Below are 17,634 nucleotides of genomic sequence, written 5' to 3'. Positions count from 1 at the left end.
CCGGAACTCTTTCGTATCCATCCACCGAAATAAATTTGCCGTTCAAAAACAAAGGGTCTCAGATGGGGCTATGAAAAACGCACATTAAGGGAGGCAGAAAACTAGGAAAAGGGCAGTACGGAAAGTAAAACAAGCCATACGGTTTTGCCTGCAAAACCGTATTCCTATCTCCCTGCCACAAGTGGCAGGGGGGAACGGGTTAGCAACGGACTGCCGGGACAAACGGTAAAAGGACGGGGCTGCAATACGGAAGAAGGAGGTTGTTTCGGCAATGCCGAAGCTCCGGATGATGACCATTGCAATCCCGCCCACGTTTGGAACTTCTCTTTTCTGGTTTGCCCATAATCAGCCGCATAGCGGATGACTACGGGTAAACCGGAAATGAGAACAGTCATTCCGATGAAGGGGAGGGTGGGAAAGAATACTGCGTGAACGCAAAAACACAGTATGTCATCTTAAAACAATATCTTTAAAAAGTTTTTCAGAAGAAATGCTTACCAATATCCTAATAATTATTACTTTTGATAACATAATACAACGATATGGAAAAGAAAAAGATTACAATAGAGGTAGAACCAGCTACAGCCGTAGCTACCGTCGGTTTATTGCGTGGGATATTTCCCAGTATCATCGAACAACTGGAAAGGCAAGCCGCAACAAACGGCAGCCCCTTAAAATTCAATAAAGTAGAAAATATGCAAGAAGTATTGGATGAGATTTATGAAAAGTGCATTGCCGAAACGAACCTCCGGGAGTTTGCCCAGGCGCACTTAAATAGTGACGGATTACCTAACTGATACAGAAATACGGAATCTGCCAGCCATCCTTATTCCAAATAACAAATGGTACAGAATTACACACCTGTCATGTGGGATGACAAAGCATTTGCCTTTGTCCCCTACGAAGCATTCAGTGATTTGCCACATTATCCCAAAGAAAAATGTGAGCAAATTTGCAAAGAGCTGAACAGCCTTATAAGACTATGTACTTATAGGCCGAAAAAGGAAGATATTTATTTTCATCCGGTAAGTTATGTACGTCGTTCCGGAGGTTTCATAGTTACGGATAATCAGGCATCCTTTGAGAAATGCCCCTATCCTGCTTGCGCAGACCGTCATAGCTGCCAAAAAATATGTGATTTGATGAACCGTATCATTGAAGAGTCTTAATTATATAAAATACCATGGAACATCCAAACTCCAAATGCAGAATAGCACAAGCTGAATATTTAAGTCGGCTACCTGAAGAAGAACGGGAAAATAAGGCCAGAGATATTAGAATCGGAAACGCCAGCTATATTTACCACCAACAAGCGGTTCCAATCCAAGAAAACAGATTGATAATGTATTATAAAGAGTGGTTGGAAGGTCTTCCTCCCAACATTTCACGCCATATGAGAATGCTTGGATTTGAAGCATGTAAGACAATGATTCCGTTTACGAGATATGTGAACGAAAGAAACGATATTGGTATGCGTGACTGGATGCAAGAGCATCTTTCACCGAGTGACTTCAACTATTGGCAGGAACTTTCGAAAAAAGCAGGTTCGCCAACATTTTAATCCCATCCCGTTCAATACGCTGCCTGAAGAATAAAAGGTGCGTATTAAACGAGAATATTTTTTAGCGTTTAGTCATCTCTTCCCGCACCAGTTCCGTTTCTGTCGGGGAGAGTTTCGGCAATTTGACAGTTGCCGGACTTTCTAACTGGTAAGCCTTCACCTCATTGATAAGCAACTGCCAGTCAAAAAGAAATTCTTCGGAACAACCATGTTTACGATAAATTTCTTTTGCTGCTTCCAAAATCTCAGGAGCGCAAAAATCGTCTCCCTGAAAGACAACTGCCGGACGATCATTATTGATACAGTCTCTCAATAATCGTAACTGATCTTTCATTGTGTTTACCTATTATGCGTTCTGTTGTTTTACCATTTTCAAAAATTCGTCAGACGGTTTAAATGCCGGTATGTTATGAGCCGGAATAATCATAGTAGTATTCTTAGAGATATTCCGAGCTGTCTTTTGCGCTCTCTTCTTCACTATGAAACTACCGAATCCACGAAGATAGACATTTTCCTCCTTACCCAACGAAGTCTTTACCTCGTTCATGAATCCTTCCAAAACAGCAAGCACCGCTTTGCCGTCGATGCCGGTTCTGGCAGATATTTCCTTTACGATTTCCGATTTAGTCATTTCTTTATAATTTGAAAATTAGCGTGCAAAGATAATTAATCCAATGGATTATTTAAAGTCTGGCATCCGCAGCAAGCCCTGCCTTCGCCCAATGAAGTGTTAAATTGTTGCGTATGGGTCAAGTTCCTTAATCCGCTTACACAAATAATCAAAGCGTTTCTTGGTAAGCGGTGTGAGTGTATCGAGGTTCTTGCCATCGAAATTCTCTCCGAAAATAAGGTCGTCCACTCCTATGCCGTGATTGTAATTCTCGCGCACGCAATCACGCAGAATCCAAAGGTTATGCAGGTTCACCCAGTCGGCTGTAATGTTTCTGATTTTACTGAACAGCAGCGCAGCAGTGTAAAGGTAGTGTCCGCAATGGTTGTAGTCATGCAACACCAGCTTGCCCTGGTAATAGATGTCGAAATCCTTGTTTTCTTCATCTTCCTTTGTATCGCAGTAGAAGAATGGAATGTCTTTCAGACCGTCCCAATTAATATAAGTAGTTGGCTTCATAATATCTTTTTTGAATACGCTACATAACCTGTTATTTGCACACTTTCCATTATTCACAGAACATTTGATGAAACACTTCCTTCAGTCTTTTTATCTCACTGAAATTCAAATCTCCAATCTTTCTTTTCAGCCGGCTTTTGTCCACCGTGCGAATCTGATCCGTGGCTATCTCCCCATCACGCCCGGCTACAGAACACAGAACCCGGTAAGGATAGTTCCTTATGGTGGAGGTTATCGGAGCAATGACTACTATTGTAAGGTACATATTCAAATCTGAAGGAGTTACAACAACACATGGCCGTGTCTTTGCCATTTCACCCCCACGGGTAGGGTCTAACTCTACCCAATACACTCCATACTGTTCTACCATGTCCAATCCTCAAACTTTTCATCCTCAAACACATCAGGGATAAGCAACTCATCATCCCCATTCTCATGGGCACGTTTGGCAGCTTCCGCCCATCCCTGCCGTGGTTGTGCCTTTATCACAATATTGTTCCCGTCCAAAGAAATGCTCACAGCCGATTTCAAGGACAAACGCAACTGTTTCAATATCTCGGAAGGAAGTATTATCCCCTTGCTGTTTCCAATCTGAATAATGTTTGTTACCATAATGTTATAACTTTAAAATTGATTATCACAACACAAATATAGACAAAGTTATAACAATACCAAAAGAAAAGCCAACTTTTTTCCATTTTCACCGATAACCCGGCCAACGGCTGCACTCGTCGGGAGGCTAGTGCCCCCCTTGCCGTGCGGCGCTCCCCGACCTATGATTCTTATCATGTCTTGTGTCCTTTTCTCCGCTTCTAACAAACAAATCTGCATAAAATATAGATTTGCGTTTCCATTTGAATTTTAGTTATTTGATACCCTAACTATGAATAGCAAACAGATAACTGATTTTTAAAACAGCAGAATGTTTCTGTTTTATTAAAATAAAAAGGGAACAAATTTTTAAGGTAATACTTACGGAAAAAACAGACTTTATAACGTTTCTTTTTCGTACATTTGCAACAATATAATAAAAGCGAAACATATAATGGAGAAGCAAGGAGAAATCATACTATACCAACCGGATGAAGCTGTAAGGTTGGAAGTACGTTTAGAAGATGAAACCGTTTGGCTCACACAAGCGCAGATAGCAGAACTTTTTCAACGTGACAGAACCGTTATTACCAAACATATAAATAATGTTTTTAAGGAAAAGGAATTGGAAGAGAAAAGCAATGTGCATTTTTTGCACATTGCTAATTCCGATAAGCCTGTCAAGTTCTTTAGTCTAGACGTAATAATTTCAGTTGGATACAGAGTTAAAAGCGTAAGAGGTACGCAATTCAGGCAATGGGCAAATAAAATTTTAAAAGAATATTTATTGAAAGGTTATTCTATAAACCAACGGCTCAATGACATGGAATATAGAATGAACAATAGATTCTTCCAAATAGAGAAAACCATTGCTGAACATGATGCAAAGATAGACTTCTTTGTACGCACCTCATTGCCTCCGGTGGAAGGTATATTCTTTGACGGTCAGATATTCGATGCGTATAAGTTTGCTACAGATTTAATAAAGTCTGCCAAATGCTCACTTGTGCTTATCGACAACTATGTAGATGAATCCGTGTTACTCATGTTGAGCAAACGAAACAGTGGAGTATCAGCTACTATTTATACACAAAATAAACGCACAGCTCCAACTTGATTTAAACAAACACAATGACCAATATCCTCCCATTGAAGCTAGAACCTACAAAAGTAGTCATGACCGCTTCTTAATCATTGATAATACGGAAGTATATCATATTGGGGCATCGCTAAAGGATTTGGGCAAGAAAATGTTTGCTTTCTCCAAACTGGAACTTCCTGCCCATACGATAATTGATGTATTATGAAATAAGCTAATCACCCATGCGAGAAGCGGAAGAGAATATAAAATTCAAGATGGAAATTGACGTATTGGTTCCCATTCCACGTACTGTCACCCGTGATTTCACCAGTTTGAAGCACCTGCGTCAATGGCAGAAACGGAATGACATCGATGGTTCTCTTTACTGTTTTGCACACCGGGAATACCTGCTCAACGAAAAGGGAGAATGGGAACAATTTACCGTTATCGGCAAACAGGTAGTGACTATCGGAGAACTGGAAAGGCTTCTTTTGGCAATGAAGCAAAAGGGGTTCAACCAATACAGCCGTGAGGAATATGAAGAATTAATGTCTTCATATTTGAAAAAGTGAAGAATTAAAACCTTCATTACACATTTAAATACGAAAACAGGATGAAAATAGGATATGCCCGTGTTTCCACCAAGGAACAACATCTGGATATGCAACTGGAAGCGTTGAAGGCTGCCGGATGCGAGAAAATCTTCTCTGAGAAAATGACCGGACGTCAACAAAACCGCCCGGAACTGGATGCCTGCCTGAGCTTTCTCCGGGAAGGCGACACACTTGTCGTATATAAGCTGGACCGGCTTGGCCGTTCGCTGAAGAATATCCTTACGCTATTGGAAGATTTCAAGAATAGGGGCATCCAATTCACCTCACTGCAAGACAACATCAGTACGGAAGGCGCAATCGGCCAACTGATGAACAACATTCTCGGTGCTTTCGCTCAGTTTGAAAGAGACCTTATCTATGAGAGAACCCAAGAAGGCAGAAGAATCGCCAAGGAAAAAGGTGTCAAATTCGGCAGAAAGACACTTATCAACAAAAACAACATCGCCAAGCAGAAAAGCTGCATCCAACTCTATGAATCCGGAACGCCGGTAAGGGAGATACAGAAAATATTAAACATAGGCAGTAGCGGAACAGTATATCGCCTATTAAGAAGGAATGGAATTGCGCTGAAATCCGAGAACAAAAATAACAAATAACGAATAAACCTCTGCCCATCCTTCAAAGATGATTCTCAAAGATCGTCTGCAATTCCACCTCTCAGCAAGATTATAGGAAAGTCCCCTTCACGGGGACTGATTTTTTTTAATTTTAATACAATAACTCCATGCACTCCTGTACCGCTTTTTCCAATGCTTCTTCCAAACAACAAAAAGCGTCCGCATTACTTTCGGAGTCATACAACACATAATCTCCAGCCCTCACAACCACATGCCAGACCGCCACGTTTTGTTCTGTTTGAAACGTATATTCACGAGTCTGTATCATCCATTGGATACATGCTGCCAGTGTCGGGCACTCGCACATATACATCGGGGTATTCCTTCCCTCAATATCGGTGCGTAGCCTATCCTGTTTGTCATACCAATACTCACAAGGCACGTAATAGTATAATTCCTTCATCATAAGAGCTGTGTCGCTATTAACCAATCTCTCTTTGTTGATTTGTGTAATCAAATTTTCCATATTAGCATTATTTAAGTTGAACATCTGATTTATTCTTCAGCTAGATTCAAGACCTTTTCATTTTTTGTATCGGGAAGGTCTTTGGTCAGCCGACCTTTTTTTTGATGTCATTCCCCATCTGAGTTCTGAGCCTTTTTTCGGCATATCAAGGTCTGGATTGCAAGCAATAAGCCAAGTTTCACTTATGGAAAATGTCGGGAAGACACTTCTTCATCGTTATTTTCCATACAGTAAAGGCGCATGGCCGTAACTTGCCATTTGCGGAATCCCGAAACCTTTGCCGAGCAAAAAGCCGGACTCGGATCGGAGGAAAGAAGCCGGGGGAGGCAGCCCACAGAAAGGGCAATCCGATACAATCAAGAAATTAACCTGCTATACCCTTGTGCGAGTGAAATAATCCATCATAGACACTACATACCTAAGTAGTGGTATCAATACACCGATCACATATATCATAGCGTAGCCCAAAAGGACAAAAGGTAATGTTTTACGATAAAGACATGCAACAGCGAGCAATATAAACGAAAAAGAAAAGCCATAAACCCCATATTGAAAACCGGGTATCAACTCATAAACAGGTACGGGTTCCGGATGAAGCATGGCTCCGGCCACAATAGAATAAAGGCTGGTCAATAATATAAGCAGCGTATATAAGCAACTCTTAAGAATCCTGGGATCATTCCTTTTACAATAGAGAATCGTTCGGATATCACTTCTAAGAAACTCAATGCCCAGTAAGAGAGCCACCATAACGCCTGTATCAAAAGTAGAAAATACATTCATTCCGATCACCTTTGGCGCGAAGATATGTATTTATTCTGAAAAGCCACGTCTTTGCGTATTTTACGATGTCGCATCCGATAGTCCGGGAAGCATTTTTTTGGTTCTTTTTTGGGGTGACTGCCAAAAAAGAACCCCGAAGCCGAAATCCCGGGCAGACGGGATTTCTCCCGTCCACCTTACCTATTTTGCAATCTTCCCTCGTCCGCATAGCTATAATAGTTATTGCCTGCCACAATCACATGGTCAACCAAACGGATGTCTAATGTTTCAGCGGCTTTTTTAACTGCTTCCGTCAAGCGGTCATCCGCACTGCTGGGCTTGCGTGCTCCTGATGGGTGGTTATGTACCATGATAAAAGATACGGCGTTATAATACAATGCCTGCTTCATGATAACCCGTATATCCACAGGGGCGGTATTTATCCCGCCGCATGAGATACGGACTTTACGGATGAGTTTGGACGAACTGTTCAGCAACAGCACCCACATCTCTTCAGTAGCTATATCGCACAAAACAGGATGCATCATTTTATAAACATTATTGCTGGATAAAAGCGCAGGACTTTCAACTTGCCCTTCTTTCAGCCGTTTATATAGCTCAATCGCCGCATAAGCGACTTTTTTACGGCTGGGTGTTAGTGTTTCCAGTACATCAGACAAGCACAATCCTTCTATTTCCATCTGTTCATACTTATATTCTTCACGTTTCAGTTTCTCACTGTTCGTCAAGGTATAAATCAACTCGCTGTTTTCCATCACCCGATAAACGTCATTCACTTCAAATACGGTTCTCTTCGTTTTCATACTGCCAAAAATTAAAAGATTAATACTCGCAAACATCGCTTGTCGCCCCAACCATAAATTTTTCCTCAACTGATTGGGAACAGTGCATTGAAGAGAAAGCGGGAAAGACGGATCAGAACGGGATTGAACTGGTAAATACTACCTCCCGGAATGGGAGGATGGAGATTTGGCTTTTCAATATCGGGCGTTCCGGCCACGCCTACCTTCGCAATGTTCCTATCAGTTCAGGAAAAAATCATCATACCTCTCTTCCGGCATAGCCGGAGCGTAGAGCGTTAGGGATAGCAGGGAAAAGCCTGGAGGGTAACGAGGACTTGCAACGAATAGCCCGGTCAGAAGGGAACGCCCTGAAAAACTAATTCGGATACAGAAGATGAACAGAACCGCCTTCCAATCATATAAAAAAGCGTGAAAATCAACACATACTTCCGAAAAATCTTTTTCCGAAAGTACGTATAGGGCATGTGAAGGGAAAATTTATTTTCCCAGTCATTTCTATGTTATCGCTTTGGGGATATTTAAAGGGGTTAGGAGTTTAGGTCTTTATTATGTATTTTGGTGGATGGTTTTACACAGCCGATACCTTTTATTTAAAAATTTCTCTCTTTTATTTCACTGATATACCGACATATAAAAAAAACAGGGATTACCTATTCCCTTCATTAACGGGTGGACGGTTTTACACAGCTGACAAGTGAAACCGGACGCTTTTACACAACTAAAGCAAAAGGAGTGGACGGTTCTACACAACTAGAAGCAACAAACGGGACACTTCTACACAACTAAAACAGGCAAAGCGGATGACTCCACACATCTAATCACCCCAATAGGGACACTTCTACACAACTAATTCTATAAAAAACCGTGAAACGTGGACGGTTCTACACAGCTGGATCGTCCATGTTCACCGCCCCGTCCGTCTCCGGAGATATGAACTCTTCAGGAGCAGGAGCAACTTCCGTTCCATTGGCACTCTCCAACTCTTCCTGTGCCCATCCTTCCGGAAACCTGCCGAATACAGCCACGAAATCACTGATATATATCTGTTTCTTCTTTTCTACGCTTTCCGGGGAGTTTGCCCATAAAAGGAACTCTTTATACAGTCCGGCATCTTCCTCCACCTCTTTGATCTTCTTCCTCCTGACAGCCATATCCGTGTCCGGGTAGGCAATCTCGACATACAGCCCAAGCAGGTTCTTATAGAATTTCTTCACCACGACAGCATATTGTCCTTCATCAAAATAGTGCAGCGTATGCCTAGGAAACGAGAACAACACGGTATATGCCCATCTCTCATGATCGCCTTTCACAAAAGAGAAATTGAAATTGGTATATTTCAGGTAAGTATTCATCTTTTTCAGTATCGAGGCGACCTTCTTTTTCCGGTCTTTGGGTTCGGCAATCTCTATGCCGAGCTTTTTAGCCAGCTGATCGACTGTCAGCACATAAAAAGGAGCCTCATTCTTGGTGGTCTTATACTTGATCAGGTAAACCATCTTGGAAAGTTCCAGATAGAAATAGCGGTAACGGCTGGGCAGGCTACGGTAATCCTGAAGTTCCAAGAGGTTATAGAGCGAGAACATGAAATTCTTTATCTCCGGGCTTACCACTGCCGAGTACAGCCTTTTCGTTGACTTCTTCGTCTTGAAATCGGTCATTATGTCGAAACGTTTCAAGATCTGCACGAAATTATAGGATGTACGGCCATCCTCGCCAATGGTCGGATAGCAGAGGTTCTCCAATCCCAGTTTATAGAGAGCCGCCTCAAAAACCGTCTCGATAGGATGGCTGATTCTCTGTCCTGCCGTGTCGGTACATACATATTCCGGCTGCATATTCTTTCCGAACATGGCCGCGAGCTGCCGGCTATCCAGCTTGCGCTGCAAGTTGGTACGGTCATACCCCATCTTACGGCAGAAGTCTTCTACGGAGAACCAGGAAGTCCCGAACAAGTCTTTGAGGTGATAGCTGCCCAGGTATATGATCAGATCGAGCATGACATTTCCACCTGCCTCATACAACCGTTCAATCAGCACGGAATTATAGCTTTCCCCAAGCACCCTAGGGACACGAATCAGTTCTTTTGCCATGATAATACTTACAAAATCAATCCTTTCTCTGTTTTCATTGCCACAAAGATAGGCATACCGGCCAACATACGCGTCATAATTATCAATCAGTTTTAACGGTATGACCGGTATGGGAAAAGGAGAAGTACTTTCCTGAAGAATGCTTTATCCGCCCTTCATCAGAAAGAAAGCATCTTACACCTGTACCCCATAGACATCCTATATTACTTTTTCAGTTCTTCCGATAAAAAGGAACGGTCTATCAATACTTGCACCAATGGTTTCTCTTTGACAAACTCATCAAGCTCACGCTTTATCAATTTATTGCCCAACCCTATGCGTCGTCCAAATTCCTCGAAATCCTTCCGCCCTACCTGATGAGCAATTTGACTCCACATTGTCATCTGTAATCGACTCAACCCTCGGTCTAAGGTGTAGATCGTTAGGTTATCAGTACAGCGAAATCATCCGTTCTCTCATGAGTATCTACTTCTGTGGTGGCTCATGTATTGAGGATGTCACTACTCATTTGATGAACCATCTCTCGCTTCATCCGACACTTCATACTTGTAGTTCTGATACTATCCTCAGAGCGATAAAGGAACTGACGCAAGAAAACATCTCATACACATCAGATACGGGTAAGAACTACGATTTCAACACGGCTGACACTCTCAATACTTTACTGCTCAATTGTATGTTTGCATCTGACCAACTGAAAGAGGGTGAGAAGTATGATGCAAAGCCTACATACAAGAAGTTCTCTGGTTATCGCCCTGGCGTGGCGGTTATTGGTGACTTGATTGTTGGCATTGAGAATAGCGATGGTAACACAAAAGTTCCATTTCATGGCACGTTTTCTCGCCATGGCAGAGCTTAAGTAAACTTAGCTCTGCTCATCTGGCTTAACGAAAACCTTCGTTTTCATCAGAAGGACACGCTGAAGAGGTTCTTTGAGAGATTTGAACAGAACAGGCTCACTATCAATCGTTTCAGAGCTGATTGCGGATCATGTTCCGAGGAAATCGTGGAGGAAATAGAGAAACACTGCAAGTCCTTCTATATCCGCACTAACCGCTGCAGTTCGCTCTACAATGACATATTTGCTCTCAGAGGCTGGAAGACTGAGGAAATCAATGGCATTGAGTTTGAATTGAACTCTATCCTTGTTGAGAAGTGGAAGGGTAAAGCATACCGACTTGTGATTCAAAGACAGAAACGGATGGATGGTGTGCAGGATCTTTGGGAAGGAGAATACACATACCGTTGTATCCTGACTAACGACTATGAATCTTCCGTAAGAGAAATTGTCGAGTTCTATAACCTTCGTGGAGGAAAGGAACGTATCTTTGATGATATGAACAATGGTTTCGGGTGGGACAGATTGCCCAAATCCTTCATGGCCGAGAACACTGTGTTCCTTCTTCTTACAGCACTTATCCGTAACTTCTACAAGGCCATTATCCAAAGACTTGACGTAAAGAGGTTCGGACTCAATGCAACAAGTCGCATAAAAGCGTTTGTCTTCAGGTTTATCTCTGTACCAGCCAAGTGGATCAGGACATCAAGGCGGTATGTGCTGAATATCTATACCTGTAACAATGCTTACGCAGATATTTTTCAGACTGATTTTGGATAACGCCTACAACTTATGGGTATGATACTGCGTATTGTCTCAAGTCGCATTGTGGGGTAAGGGGATGTTGTAGGCAGAAGTGGGTGTTTCTGCCTCAATTTATCTGATAATTCAGTAATGAGAGGACGTGTACACGCAAGAAGGACGTTGAAGGGCTTAGTTGCGGATTTGAGGCAGGTAAGAAAATACAAAGAATTAACAGCAACCGAGAAACTGAAATACCGTATCGCAGTGAAAATGACGGCAGCCGACTACTTCCGCCTGCTGACACGATCGCATGAGGCGGGCGTATCACCAAGCGAGTACATGAGGGAATGTTTCCGTAACGGTCATGTGAAAGAACGGCTGTCGGAGGAACATGCCGGATACATCCGCCAACTCTGCGGCATGGCTAACAATCTCAACCAGCTTGCGCGTAAGGCAAACGCCGGAGGCTTCCACGATGAACGGTGGGACTGCAAGGTGGCAGTGGCAAGGATTCATGAACTTATAACCAAGATAGGGATATGATGGCGAAAATCGTAAAAGGAAGCGACTTCAAGGGTGCGGTGGATTACATCATCGACAAGAAGAAGGATACGCAGATAGTAGCAAGCGAAGGCTTGTTTATGGAAAATCTGGAAACTATCGCCATGAGTTTCAATGCCCAGTCACGGATGAACGATAAGGTGACAAAACCTGTCGGACATATCGCGTTGAGTTTTTCCAAAGAGGATGAGTTACGGCTGACGAACCGTATCATGGCAGGCATCGCGCTTGAATATATGGAACGGATGGGAATCAAGAATACGCAGTTCTTCATCGCCCAGCATTTCGACAAGGAGCATCCGCACGTGCATATTGCTTTCAACCGCATAGACAACAACGGCAATACCATATCGGACAGGCACGAGCGTCTGCGCAGTACCCGCATCTGCAAGGAATTGACCTTGAAATACGGCTTGCATATGGCTGGCGGAAAGGACAATGTCAAACGCAACCGCCTGAAAGAGCCAGACAGGACGAAATATGCGCTTTACGACATCATCAAAATGGAAGTCGGCAGATGCGGCAACTGGAACGTGCTTATCGCCAACCTGAAACGGCAGGGAGTGGAAGTACATTTCAAGCATAAGGGGCAGACCAGCGAGGTGCAGGGTGTTGTATTCTCCATGAATGGCTACCATTTCAACGGCTCCAAAGTGGACAGGCGTTTCAGTTATTCCAAGATTGACGCGGCTTTGCAGCACAACAGATGCAGGGAACGTATGGGAATAACAGCCGGAATATATGAAACGGCTACACCAAGCGCACCGTCCGGCACGGCACAAAGCGAGTTGTTCAACGGCTCTTGGGGATTGCTAAAAAGCAGTGGCTCATCTTATAACACTGCTGATGCGGAAGCCAATCAGGAAATGGTGGATATACTTCGCAGAAGGAAGAAAGTTAAGCGCAAGAGAGGTGTTGGGTTCTAATATTCTGTACTAATCCAATTCTCACGACACTTGCGCTCTATATTCATTCGGAGTGTAACCTACCTCTTTCTTGAACAGTCGGGTAAAATGTTGCGGGTACTGAAAACCGAGATTATAGGCGATTTCATTAACGGTGTCGTCTGTAGATGCAAGTTCCGTCTTGGCTATTTCAATAGACTTGTCATGAATGAAATGCAGGGCGGTTGAACCTGTTTCTTTTTTCAATAAATCACTGAAATAGTTGGGCGAGAGGCAGAGCTTGTCTGCACAATACTGTACAGTGGGCAAGCCTATCCGTTTAGCAGCCCCATCATGGAAGTATTCGTCAAGCAACCGCTCAAATCTTGCGAGGATGTCTCGGTTTTGGTTGTCGCGTGTGATGAACTGACGGTCATAGAAACGTGTGCAGTAATCAAGGAACGTCTTGATGCTGTCTGTGATGAGGTTCTTGCTGTGACGGTGTATCGGATGGTTCAATTCATATTGAATCTTGTGGAAGCAATCCATGATGATTTGCCGTTCTTCCACACTAAGGTGCAATGCCTCGTTTGTCTCGTAGGAAAAGAACGAATATTCACGCATTATCCGCCCGAGAGGTGTATTCCGCAGCAGGTCGGGATGGAACATAAGCAGGTAGCCATCTGGTTGGAACTGCATGCCGTCATCTTCCGCACCGAACACCTGTCCGGGCGCGATAAATATCAGTGTGCATAATTATTCCTAAGTCTGTGAAACCGGAACGCATGAAGCAGAATCTCGACATATTAGACTTCACCCTGTCGGCCGACGACATGGCACGGATAAAGACGCTGGATACCGACAAGCCTTTCTTACTCGGCTCGCACGAAGATCCAGAAATCGTAAAATGGTTCATGCAGTACAAAAACGCCTGAACATCAACAACCATATTTCGATAGCCGCTATCGACTATATTAAGAAGTTATTCGTATATGCCTTTATTGTAATCCGTCATGTACTGAGTAAATGTTTTGCCTGTTTGCTGTTTGAAGAAGCGCATGAGATGGCTCGGATCAGAGAAATTGAAATCATCCGCCATTTCACTGACAGTGCGGTTGGAGAATAGCAATTCGTTCTTCAGTTCCTCAAGCAGACGTTGTTTTATCAAATGGGTAGCTGATACTCCGAATTGGGCTTTTACTGAGTTATTGAGTGTGATGCGACTGACATGAAGCATGTCTGCATATTCCTGCACCCGCTGGTGGGTGCGGATATTCTGTTCCAACAAGTCCTTGAACCGAAAAGCGAAATTGTTTTTAGCAATTTCAGCGGGCAAGCAATAGGCGGCAGCGTATGTACGATTGATAATCAGCAAAAGATAATATAGTAAGGAAACAATGATATTGTACGTATCGGACACTGGATTCATCAGCTCATACTTAATCTTTCCGAGCAGCCGCATATATTCCTTCATTTCGTCATGTGTGGCATTGATGTAAGGCGGCGTATCTGTCTGGTAACAATACAAAAGGCGAAAAACGAAGAACTTGTCGGCGATAAAAGTACGCATGAAATCTTCGCGGAATATAAGGAACGTGTAATCCAACGCCGTCTCATCTACATGCCACTCTTGTTGCTGATGGGGTGAAAGCAGGAGAACCATGCCGTCGCGCAGTTCAATCTTGCGGAAGTTCAGTAGCAAATATCCGTTTGCCTTACGGAAAAAGTAGAAGCTGAAGAAGTCTGTCTTAAACCGCTTGTTTTCTGTCAGCACAAGTCCGATGTCCTTGTTTATGGCAGTATTGATGTAAAAATCCACGCCGCAGCGTGTCTTGTTGAACGGTACGCTGACCAGTCGATCAGGGTTGATTATCTCGTCCATATCCTTGTCGTTTTTGCAAAGATAATAATTTCATTTATCAAAATGGCATAATTACCGTTTTTTCAGGCATAGATGTTTCGCCGGATTCTTCCGAACTTTGCACCCGTAATCAATAACAAGACATATAGTCATGAAAAAGACATCTACAGTACAATTGGTGCGCAATGCCACCTTGAAAATCAGGTATGCGGGACACACCATGCTAATTGACCCCGTTTTAGCCGACAAAGGCACTTTGATATCGGCCCTCGGTGTGAATAAAACACCGAGGGTACACCTCACCATTCCTATTCAGGATATTATCGGAGGCGTGGACATGGTGCTCCTGACCCACAATCACATCGACCATTACGAGCCGAGTGTCCCCACACATTTGCCCAAAGAAATTCCTTTCTACGTTCAGCCCCAGGACGCGGACGCCATCAGAAACGACGGATTTACAAATGTGATACCCATCGAAGAAATAAAAACAATAGACGGCATATCCATTTACCGCACGACCGGACATCATGGTTTCGGGCAGATCGGGCAGATGATGGGACCTGTATCAGGTTATGTGCTAAAAGCCGAGGGCTTCCCGACCGTTTATATAATGGGTGACTGCCGATGGGAAGCATGTATCCGAGACACCGTGGAACGGTTCAATCCTGACTATATCGTGGTAAACTCCGGAGGTGCAATCTTTCCCGAATTTTCCAAAACGGACGGTCCTATCATCCCCGACGAGAACGAAGTGATGCAGATACTTGACGAATTGCCTTCGCATATCAAGCTGATAGCCGTACACATGGATGCCATCGACCATTGCCAGACCACCCGTGCAATTCTGCGCAATGAGGCAACGCATCACGAAGCCGACATGAGCCGGCTGATTATCCCGGAGGACGGAGAAACAGTTGTGTTATGAGTGTCTGCATTAAATCCCTGATAAAAAACATGAACATAGTGGTAGGGTGCACTATAGGATGCCCTTACTGCTATGCCCGTAACAACTGCCGCCGTTTCCACATTACCGACGACTTTTCCGTGCCTGAATACATGGAACGAAAACTGCGCATCATCGATACGTCCCGTCCTCATGTGTGGCTCATGACAGGAATGAGCGATTTCTCCGATTGGAAGCCTGAATGGAACGCAGAAATTTTCGAGCGGATCAGCAGCAATCCCCAGCACGCCTATATCTTTCTGACGAAGCGCCCTGACAAAATCAGTTTCTCCTCTGACGACGAGAACGTATGGATGGGCGTGACCGTTACGCGCAGTTCCGAGAAAAGGAGGATTGATGATTTGAAAAAGAATATCAAAGCACGACACTACCATGTCACGTTTGAACCTCTCTTCGATGATATCGGCGAGATTGATTTCGAGGGAATTGACTGGATTGTCATAGGCACAGAGACCGGAAACCGAAAAGGAAAGTCATATTCGCGCCCCGAATGGGTGCTTAGCATTGCAGAACAGGCAAAGGCTCATGGCATACCGGTGTTCATGAAAGAGGATTTGCTGCCGATTATGGGCGACGAAAGAATGATTCAGGAATTGCCGGAACAATTTACCAGACGAATACAATGAATATGGATACAATAAAGGAAATAGATGTAAAGAGTGTAATGACCAAATCCTCTCTGCCGGTGGGAGGATATTCGGTCAACCCTTATGTAGGGTGTCCCCACGCCTGCAGGTATTGCTACGCATCGTTCATGAAACGGTTCACCGGGCACACCGAGCCGTGGGGTACGTTTTTAGATGTAAAAAACTGGAAGCCGATAACGAATCCTCATAAATACGACGGTGAACGTGTTGTAATAGGGTCTGTGACGGACGGTTACAATCCGTATGAAGAAGAATTCCACCGTACCCGAAGGCTGCTCGAAGAGCTGCGAGGAAGCGATGCCGAGATTATGATATGCACAAAGTCCGATCTTGTCCTTCGCGATCTCGACCTGTTGAAGAGTTTTCCCAAAGTGACTGTGTCATGGTCTGTCAATACGCTCGACGAGCAGTTCTGCGCAGATATGGACAACGCCGTAAGCATTGAACGCCGTCTGAAAGCGATGCGTCAGACATACGAGGCAGGTATCCGCACCGTATGCTTCGTCTCGCCCATATTCCCCAGAATAACAGACGTAAAGGCAATAATAGAGGAGGTAAAAGATTATGCTGATTTAATCTGGCTTGAAAACCTGAATTTACGCGGGCAGTTCAAAGGCGGGATAATGACGTATATCCGTGAGAAGTATCCTGACCTCATACCGCTTTACGAGGAAATTTACAATAAAAAAAGGCTTGAATACTGGCAGGCATTGGAGCAGGACATTTCAAATTACGCCAAGGAGCAGGGCTTCCCGTATCGTATAAACGATCTGCCATACGGACGCTCGGAAAAAGGCAAACCTGTCATCGTAAACTACTTCTACCACGAAAAAATACGATTGACAAAATGAGGCTATGCCGGACTGATGCAGAAAAGTTGTAGCGCGGATAAAAGCACCATGTATGTGGATAATATCCGGCAATCTTCCGAGCGTATGCGGGAGATGCTCAACACGCTGCTGGATTTCTTCCGTCTGGACAACGGCAAGGAGCAACCCAACCTTTCCCCTTGCAGGATTTCCGCAATCACGCATATTCTTGAAACGGAGTTCATGCCCATTGCCATGAACAAGGGGCTGACTTTGATAGTGGAGAGCCACACCGATGCGGTGGTTTTGACCGACAAGGAACGTATCCTGCAAATCGGCAACAACTTGTTGTCAAACGCCATCAAGTTCACGGATAACGGTAGTGTATCATTGGCAGCGGATTATGATAACGGTTTGCTGAAACTTATCGTTGAAGATACCGGTACGGGCATGACCGAAGATGAGCAACAACGAGTATTCGGTGCATTTGAACGTCTTTCAAATGCCGCCGCAAAAGACGGCTTCGGATTAGGCTTCCTGCAACCAGCCGTTATCCAACAGCCGGGTTAAATGCGTCCTCCCTATCTC

Annotated in this window: 24 protein-coding genes and 3 pseudogenes; 15 read left to right on the top strand and 12 right to left on the bottom strand. The window is 43.9% G+C overall.

Annotated features, from left to right (window positions below; genetic code table 11):
* Window positions 1–144: 144 nt before the first annotated feature.
* The 4 genes from KTR07_RS26465 to KTR07_RS26450 all read left to right on the top strand — a co-directional run bounded on the left by KTR07_RS26465 (window position 145) and on the right by KTR07_RS26450 (window position 1,561).
* Window positions 145–345, top strand: a complete 201-nt coding sequence (locus KTR07_RS26465) for a hypothetical protein (protein ID WP_007564649.1) — start codon at window positions 145–147, stop codon at window positions 343–345.
* A gap of 197 nt (window positions 346–542) precedes the next feature.
* On the top strand, window positions 543–797 hold the full coding sequence (locus KTR07_RS26460; RefSeq protein WP_005868768.1) for a hypothetical protein: 255 nt from the start codon (window positions 543–545) through the stop codon (window positions 795–797).
* 45 nt (window positions 798–842) lie between these two features.
* Entirely contained in the window at window positions 843–1,169 is a 327-nt protein-coding gene (locus tag KTR07_RS26455) for a hypothetical protein (protein WP_005868769.1), read from the top strand.
* Between the two features lie 14 nt (window positions 1,170–1,183).
* Entirely contained in the window at window positions 1,184–1,561 is a 378-nt protein-coding gene (locus KTR07_RS26450) for a hypothetical protein (protein WP_005868770.1), read from the top strand.
* Between the two features lie 61 nt (window positions 1,562–1,622).
* Here the strand turns inward: KTR07_RS26450 and KTR07_RS26445 are convergent, their stop codons facing one another.
* The 5 genes from KTR07_RS26445 to KTR07_RS26425 all read right to left on the bottom strand — a co-directional run bounded on the left by KTR07_RS26445 (window position 1,623) and on the right by KTR07_RS26425 (window position 3,302).
* The gene (locus KTR07_RS26445; RefSeq protein WP_005868772.1) at window positions 1,623–1,895 is read right to left on the bottom strand and encodes a hypothetical protein; all 273 of its coding nucleotides are present in this window, start codon (window positions 1,893–1,895) and stop codon (window positions 1,623–1,625) included.
* 12 nt (window positions 1,896–1,907) lie between these two features.
* Window positions 1,908–2,192: an HU family DNA-binding protein gene (locus KTR07_RS26440; protein ID WP_005868774.1), complete on the bottom strand. Its 285-nt coding sequence runs from the start codon at window positions 2,190–2,192 to the stop codon at window positions 1,908–1,910.
* A 99-nt stretch (window positions 2,193–2,291) separates the two neighbouring features.
* The gene (locus tag KTR07_RS26435) at window positions 2,292–2,690 is read right to left on the bottom strand and encodes a hypothetical protein (RefSeq protein ID WP_005868776.1); all 399 of its coding nucleotides are present in this window, start codon (window positions 2,688–2,690) and stop codon (window positions 2,292–2,294) included.
* 49 nt (window positions 2,691–2,739) lie between these two features.
* On the bottom strand, window positions 2,740–3,060 hold the full coding sequence (locus KTR07_RS26430; RefSeq protein WP_005868777.1) for a type II toxin-antitoxin system PemK/MazF family toxin: 321 nt from the start codon (window positions 3,058–3,060) through the stop codon (window positions 2,740–2,742).
* Window positions 3,054–3,302, bottom strand: coding sequence for an AbrB/MazE/SpoVT family DNA-binding domain-containing protein (locus KTR07_RS26425; RefSeq protein ID WP_005868778.1), 249 nt, complete (start codon window positions 3,300–3,302; stop codon window positions 3,054–3,056). The genes KTR07_RS26430 and KTR07_RS26425 overlap by 7 nt, the downstream gene beginning before the upstream one ends.
* Before the next feature lie 433 nt (window positions 3,303–3,735).
* On the opposite strand from KTR07_RS26425, the pseudogene KTR07_RS26420 reads away from it, so the two are divergent.
* The 3 genes and pseudogenes from KTR07_RS26420 (at window position 3,736) to KTR07_RS26410 (ending at window position 5,572) form a co-directional block, all read left to right on the top strand.
* Window positions 3,736–4,588: pseudogene (locus tag KTR07_RS26420) on the top strand (virulence RhuM family protein).
* 16 nt (window positions 4,589–4,604) lie between these two features.
* Window positions 4,605–4,934, top strand: coding sequence for a hypothetical protein (locus KTR07_RS26415; protein WP_005868780.1), 330 nt, complete (start codon window positions 4,605–4,607; stop codon window positions 4,932–4,934).
* 41 nt (window positions 4,935–4,975) lie between these two features.
* The gene (locus KTR07_RS26410) at window positions 4,976–5,572 is read left to right on the top strand and encodes a recombinase family protein (RefSeq protein ID WP_005868781.1); all 597 of its coding nucleotides are present in this window, start codon (window positions 4,976–4,978) and stop codon (window positions 5,570–5,572) included.
* Between the two features lie 112 nt (window positions 5,573–5,684).
* On the opposite strand, the gene KTR07_RS26405 is transcribed toward KTR07_RS26410, so the two are convergent.
* The 5 genes from KTR07_RS26405 to KTR07_RS26385 form a co-directional block, all read right to left on the bottom strand.
* Window positions 5,685–6,083, bottom strand: a complete 399-nt coding sequence (locus KTR07_RS26405; protein WP_005868782.1) for a hypothetical protein — start codon at window positions 6,081–6,083, stop codon at window positions 5,685–5,687.
* Window positions 6,084–6,431: 348 nt separating this feature from the next.
* Window positions 6,432–6,842: a hypothetical protein gene (locus KTR07_RS26400; RefSeq protein WP_005868783.1), complete on the bottom strand. Its 411-nt coding sequence runs from the start codon at window positions 6,840–6,842 to the stop codon at window positions 6,432–6,434.
* Between the two features lie 176 nt (window positions 6,843–7,018).
* Window positions 7,019–7,645, bottom strand: coding sequence for a RadC family protein (locus KTR07_RS26395; protein ID WP_005868785.1), 627 nt, complete (start codon window positions 7,643–7,645; stop codon window positions 7,019–7,021).
* Between the two features lie 881 nt (window positions 7,646–8,526).
* On the bottom strand, window positions 8,527–9,735 hold the full coding sequence (locus tag KTR07_RS26390) for a hypothetical protein (RefSeq protein WP_005868786.1): 1,209 nt from the start codon (window positions 9,733–9,735) through the stop codon (window positions 8,527–8,529).
* Between the two features lie 203 nt (window positions 9,736–9,938).
* Window positions 9,939–10,112 (bottom strand): hypothetical protein, encoded by a 174-nt coding sequence (locus KTR07_RS26385; RefSeq protein WP_224201638.1) that lies wholly within the window; start codon window positions 10,110–10,112, stop codon window positions 9,939–9,941.
* Between KTR07_RS26385 and KTR07_RS26380 the strand changes: the two are divergent.
* The 3 genes and pseudogenes from KTR07_RS26380 to KTR07_RS26370 form a co-directional block, all read left to right on the top strand.
* Window positions 10,094–11,353 (top strand): annotated as a pseudogene (locus KTR07_RS26380) (IS1380 family transposase); the annotation flags it as partial. The gene KTR07_RS26385 and the pseudogene KTR07_RS26380 overlap by 19 nt on opposite strands.
* Before the next feature lie 114 nt (window positions 11,354–11,467).
* A complete protein-coding gene (locus tag KTR07_RS26375) occupies window positions 11,468–11,860 on the top strand; it encodes a MobC family plasmid mobilization relaxosome protein (RefSeq protein ID WP_005868789.1) in 393 nt (130 codons plus the stop codon).
* Entirely contained in the window at window positions 11,857–12,804 is a 948-nt protein-coding gene (locus KTR07_RS26370; protein ID WP_005868790.1) for a relaxase/mobilization nuclease domain-containing protein, read from the top strand. Before KTR07_RS26375 ends, KTR07_RS26370 begins: the two co-directional genes overlap by 4 nt.
* A 21-nt stretch (window positions 12,805–12,825) precedes the next feature.
* On the opposite strand, the gene KTR07_RS26365 is transcribed toward KTR07_RS26370, so the two are convergent.
* Window positions 12,826–13,485, bottom strand: coding sequence for an AraC family transcriptional regulator (locus KTR07_RS26365; protein ID WP_004329304.1), 660 nt, complete (start codon window positions 13,483–13,485; stop codon window positions 12,826–12,828).
* 23 nt (window positions 13,486–13,508) lie between these two features.
* On the opposite strand from KTR07_RS26365, the gene KTR07_RS26360 reads away from it, so the two are divergent.
* A complete protein-coding gene (locus KTR07_RS26360) occupies window positions 13,509–13,697 on the top strand; it encodes a hypothetical protein (RefSeq protein ID WP_005775886.1) in 189 nt (62 codons plus the stop codon).
* A gap of 47 nt (window positions 13,698–13,744) precedes the next feature.
* Here KTR07_RS26360 and KTR07_RS26355 read toward each other — a convergent pair whose 3' ends face one another.
* On the bottom strand, window positions 13,745–14,644 hold the full coding sequence (locus tag KTR07_RS26355; protein ID WP_004329302.1) for an AraC family transcriptional regulator: 900 nt from the start codon (window positions 14,642–14,644) through the stop codon (window positions 13,745–13,747).
* Between the two features lie 130 nt (window positions 14,645–14,774).
* Here KTR07_RS26355 and KTR07_RS26350 point away from each other — a divergent pair, with 130 nt between their 5' ends.
* From KTR07_RS26350 to KTR07_RS26335, 4 genes and pseudogenes are all read left to right on the top strand, one after another.
* The gene (locus tag KTR07_RS26350; RefSeq protein WP_004329300.1) at window positions 14,775–15,551 is read left to right on the top strand and encodes an MBL fold metallo-hydrolase; all 777 of its coding nucleotides are present in this window, start codon (window positions 14,775–14,777) and stop codon (window positions 15,549–15,551) included.
* Window positions 15,548–16,216: a radical SAM mobile pair protein A gene (locus KTR07_RS26345; RefSeq protein ID WP_004329299.1), complete on the top strand. Its 669-nt coding sequence runs from the start codon at window positions 15,548–15,550 to the stop codon at window positions 16,214–16,216. Before KTR07_RS26350 ends, KTR07_RS26345 begins: the two co-directional genes overlap by 4 nt.
* Window positions 16,213–17,088 carry a radical SAM mobile pair protein B gene (locus KTR07_RS26340; protein WP_004329298.1) on the top strand — a complete coding sequence of 292 codons (876 nt, stop codon included), beginning with the start codon at window positions 16,213–16,215 and terminating at the stop codon, window positions 17,086–17,088. Before KTR07_RS26345 ends, KTR07_RS26340 begins: the two co-directional genes overlap by 4 nt.
* Window positions 17,089–17,580: pseudogene (locus tag KTR07_RS26335) on the top strand (sensor histidine kinase); the annotation flags it as partial. It lies immediately after the preceding gene.
* Window positions 17,581–17,634: the final 54 nt, after the last annotated feature.

It is taken from the genome of Bacteroides sp. MSK.20.82, from assembly GCF_019052485.1.
In the GTDB taxonomy this organism is placed as follows: domain Bacteria; phylum Bacteroidota; class Bacteroidia; order Bacteroidales; family Bacteroidaceae; genus Bacteroides; species Bacteroides thetaiotaomicron.
This window is presented reverse-complemented; position numbering and strand designations above follow the sequence as displayed.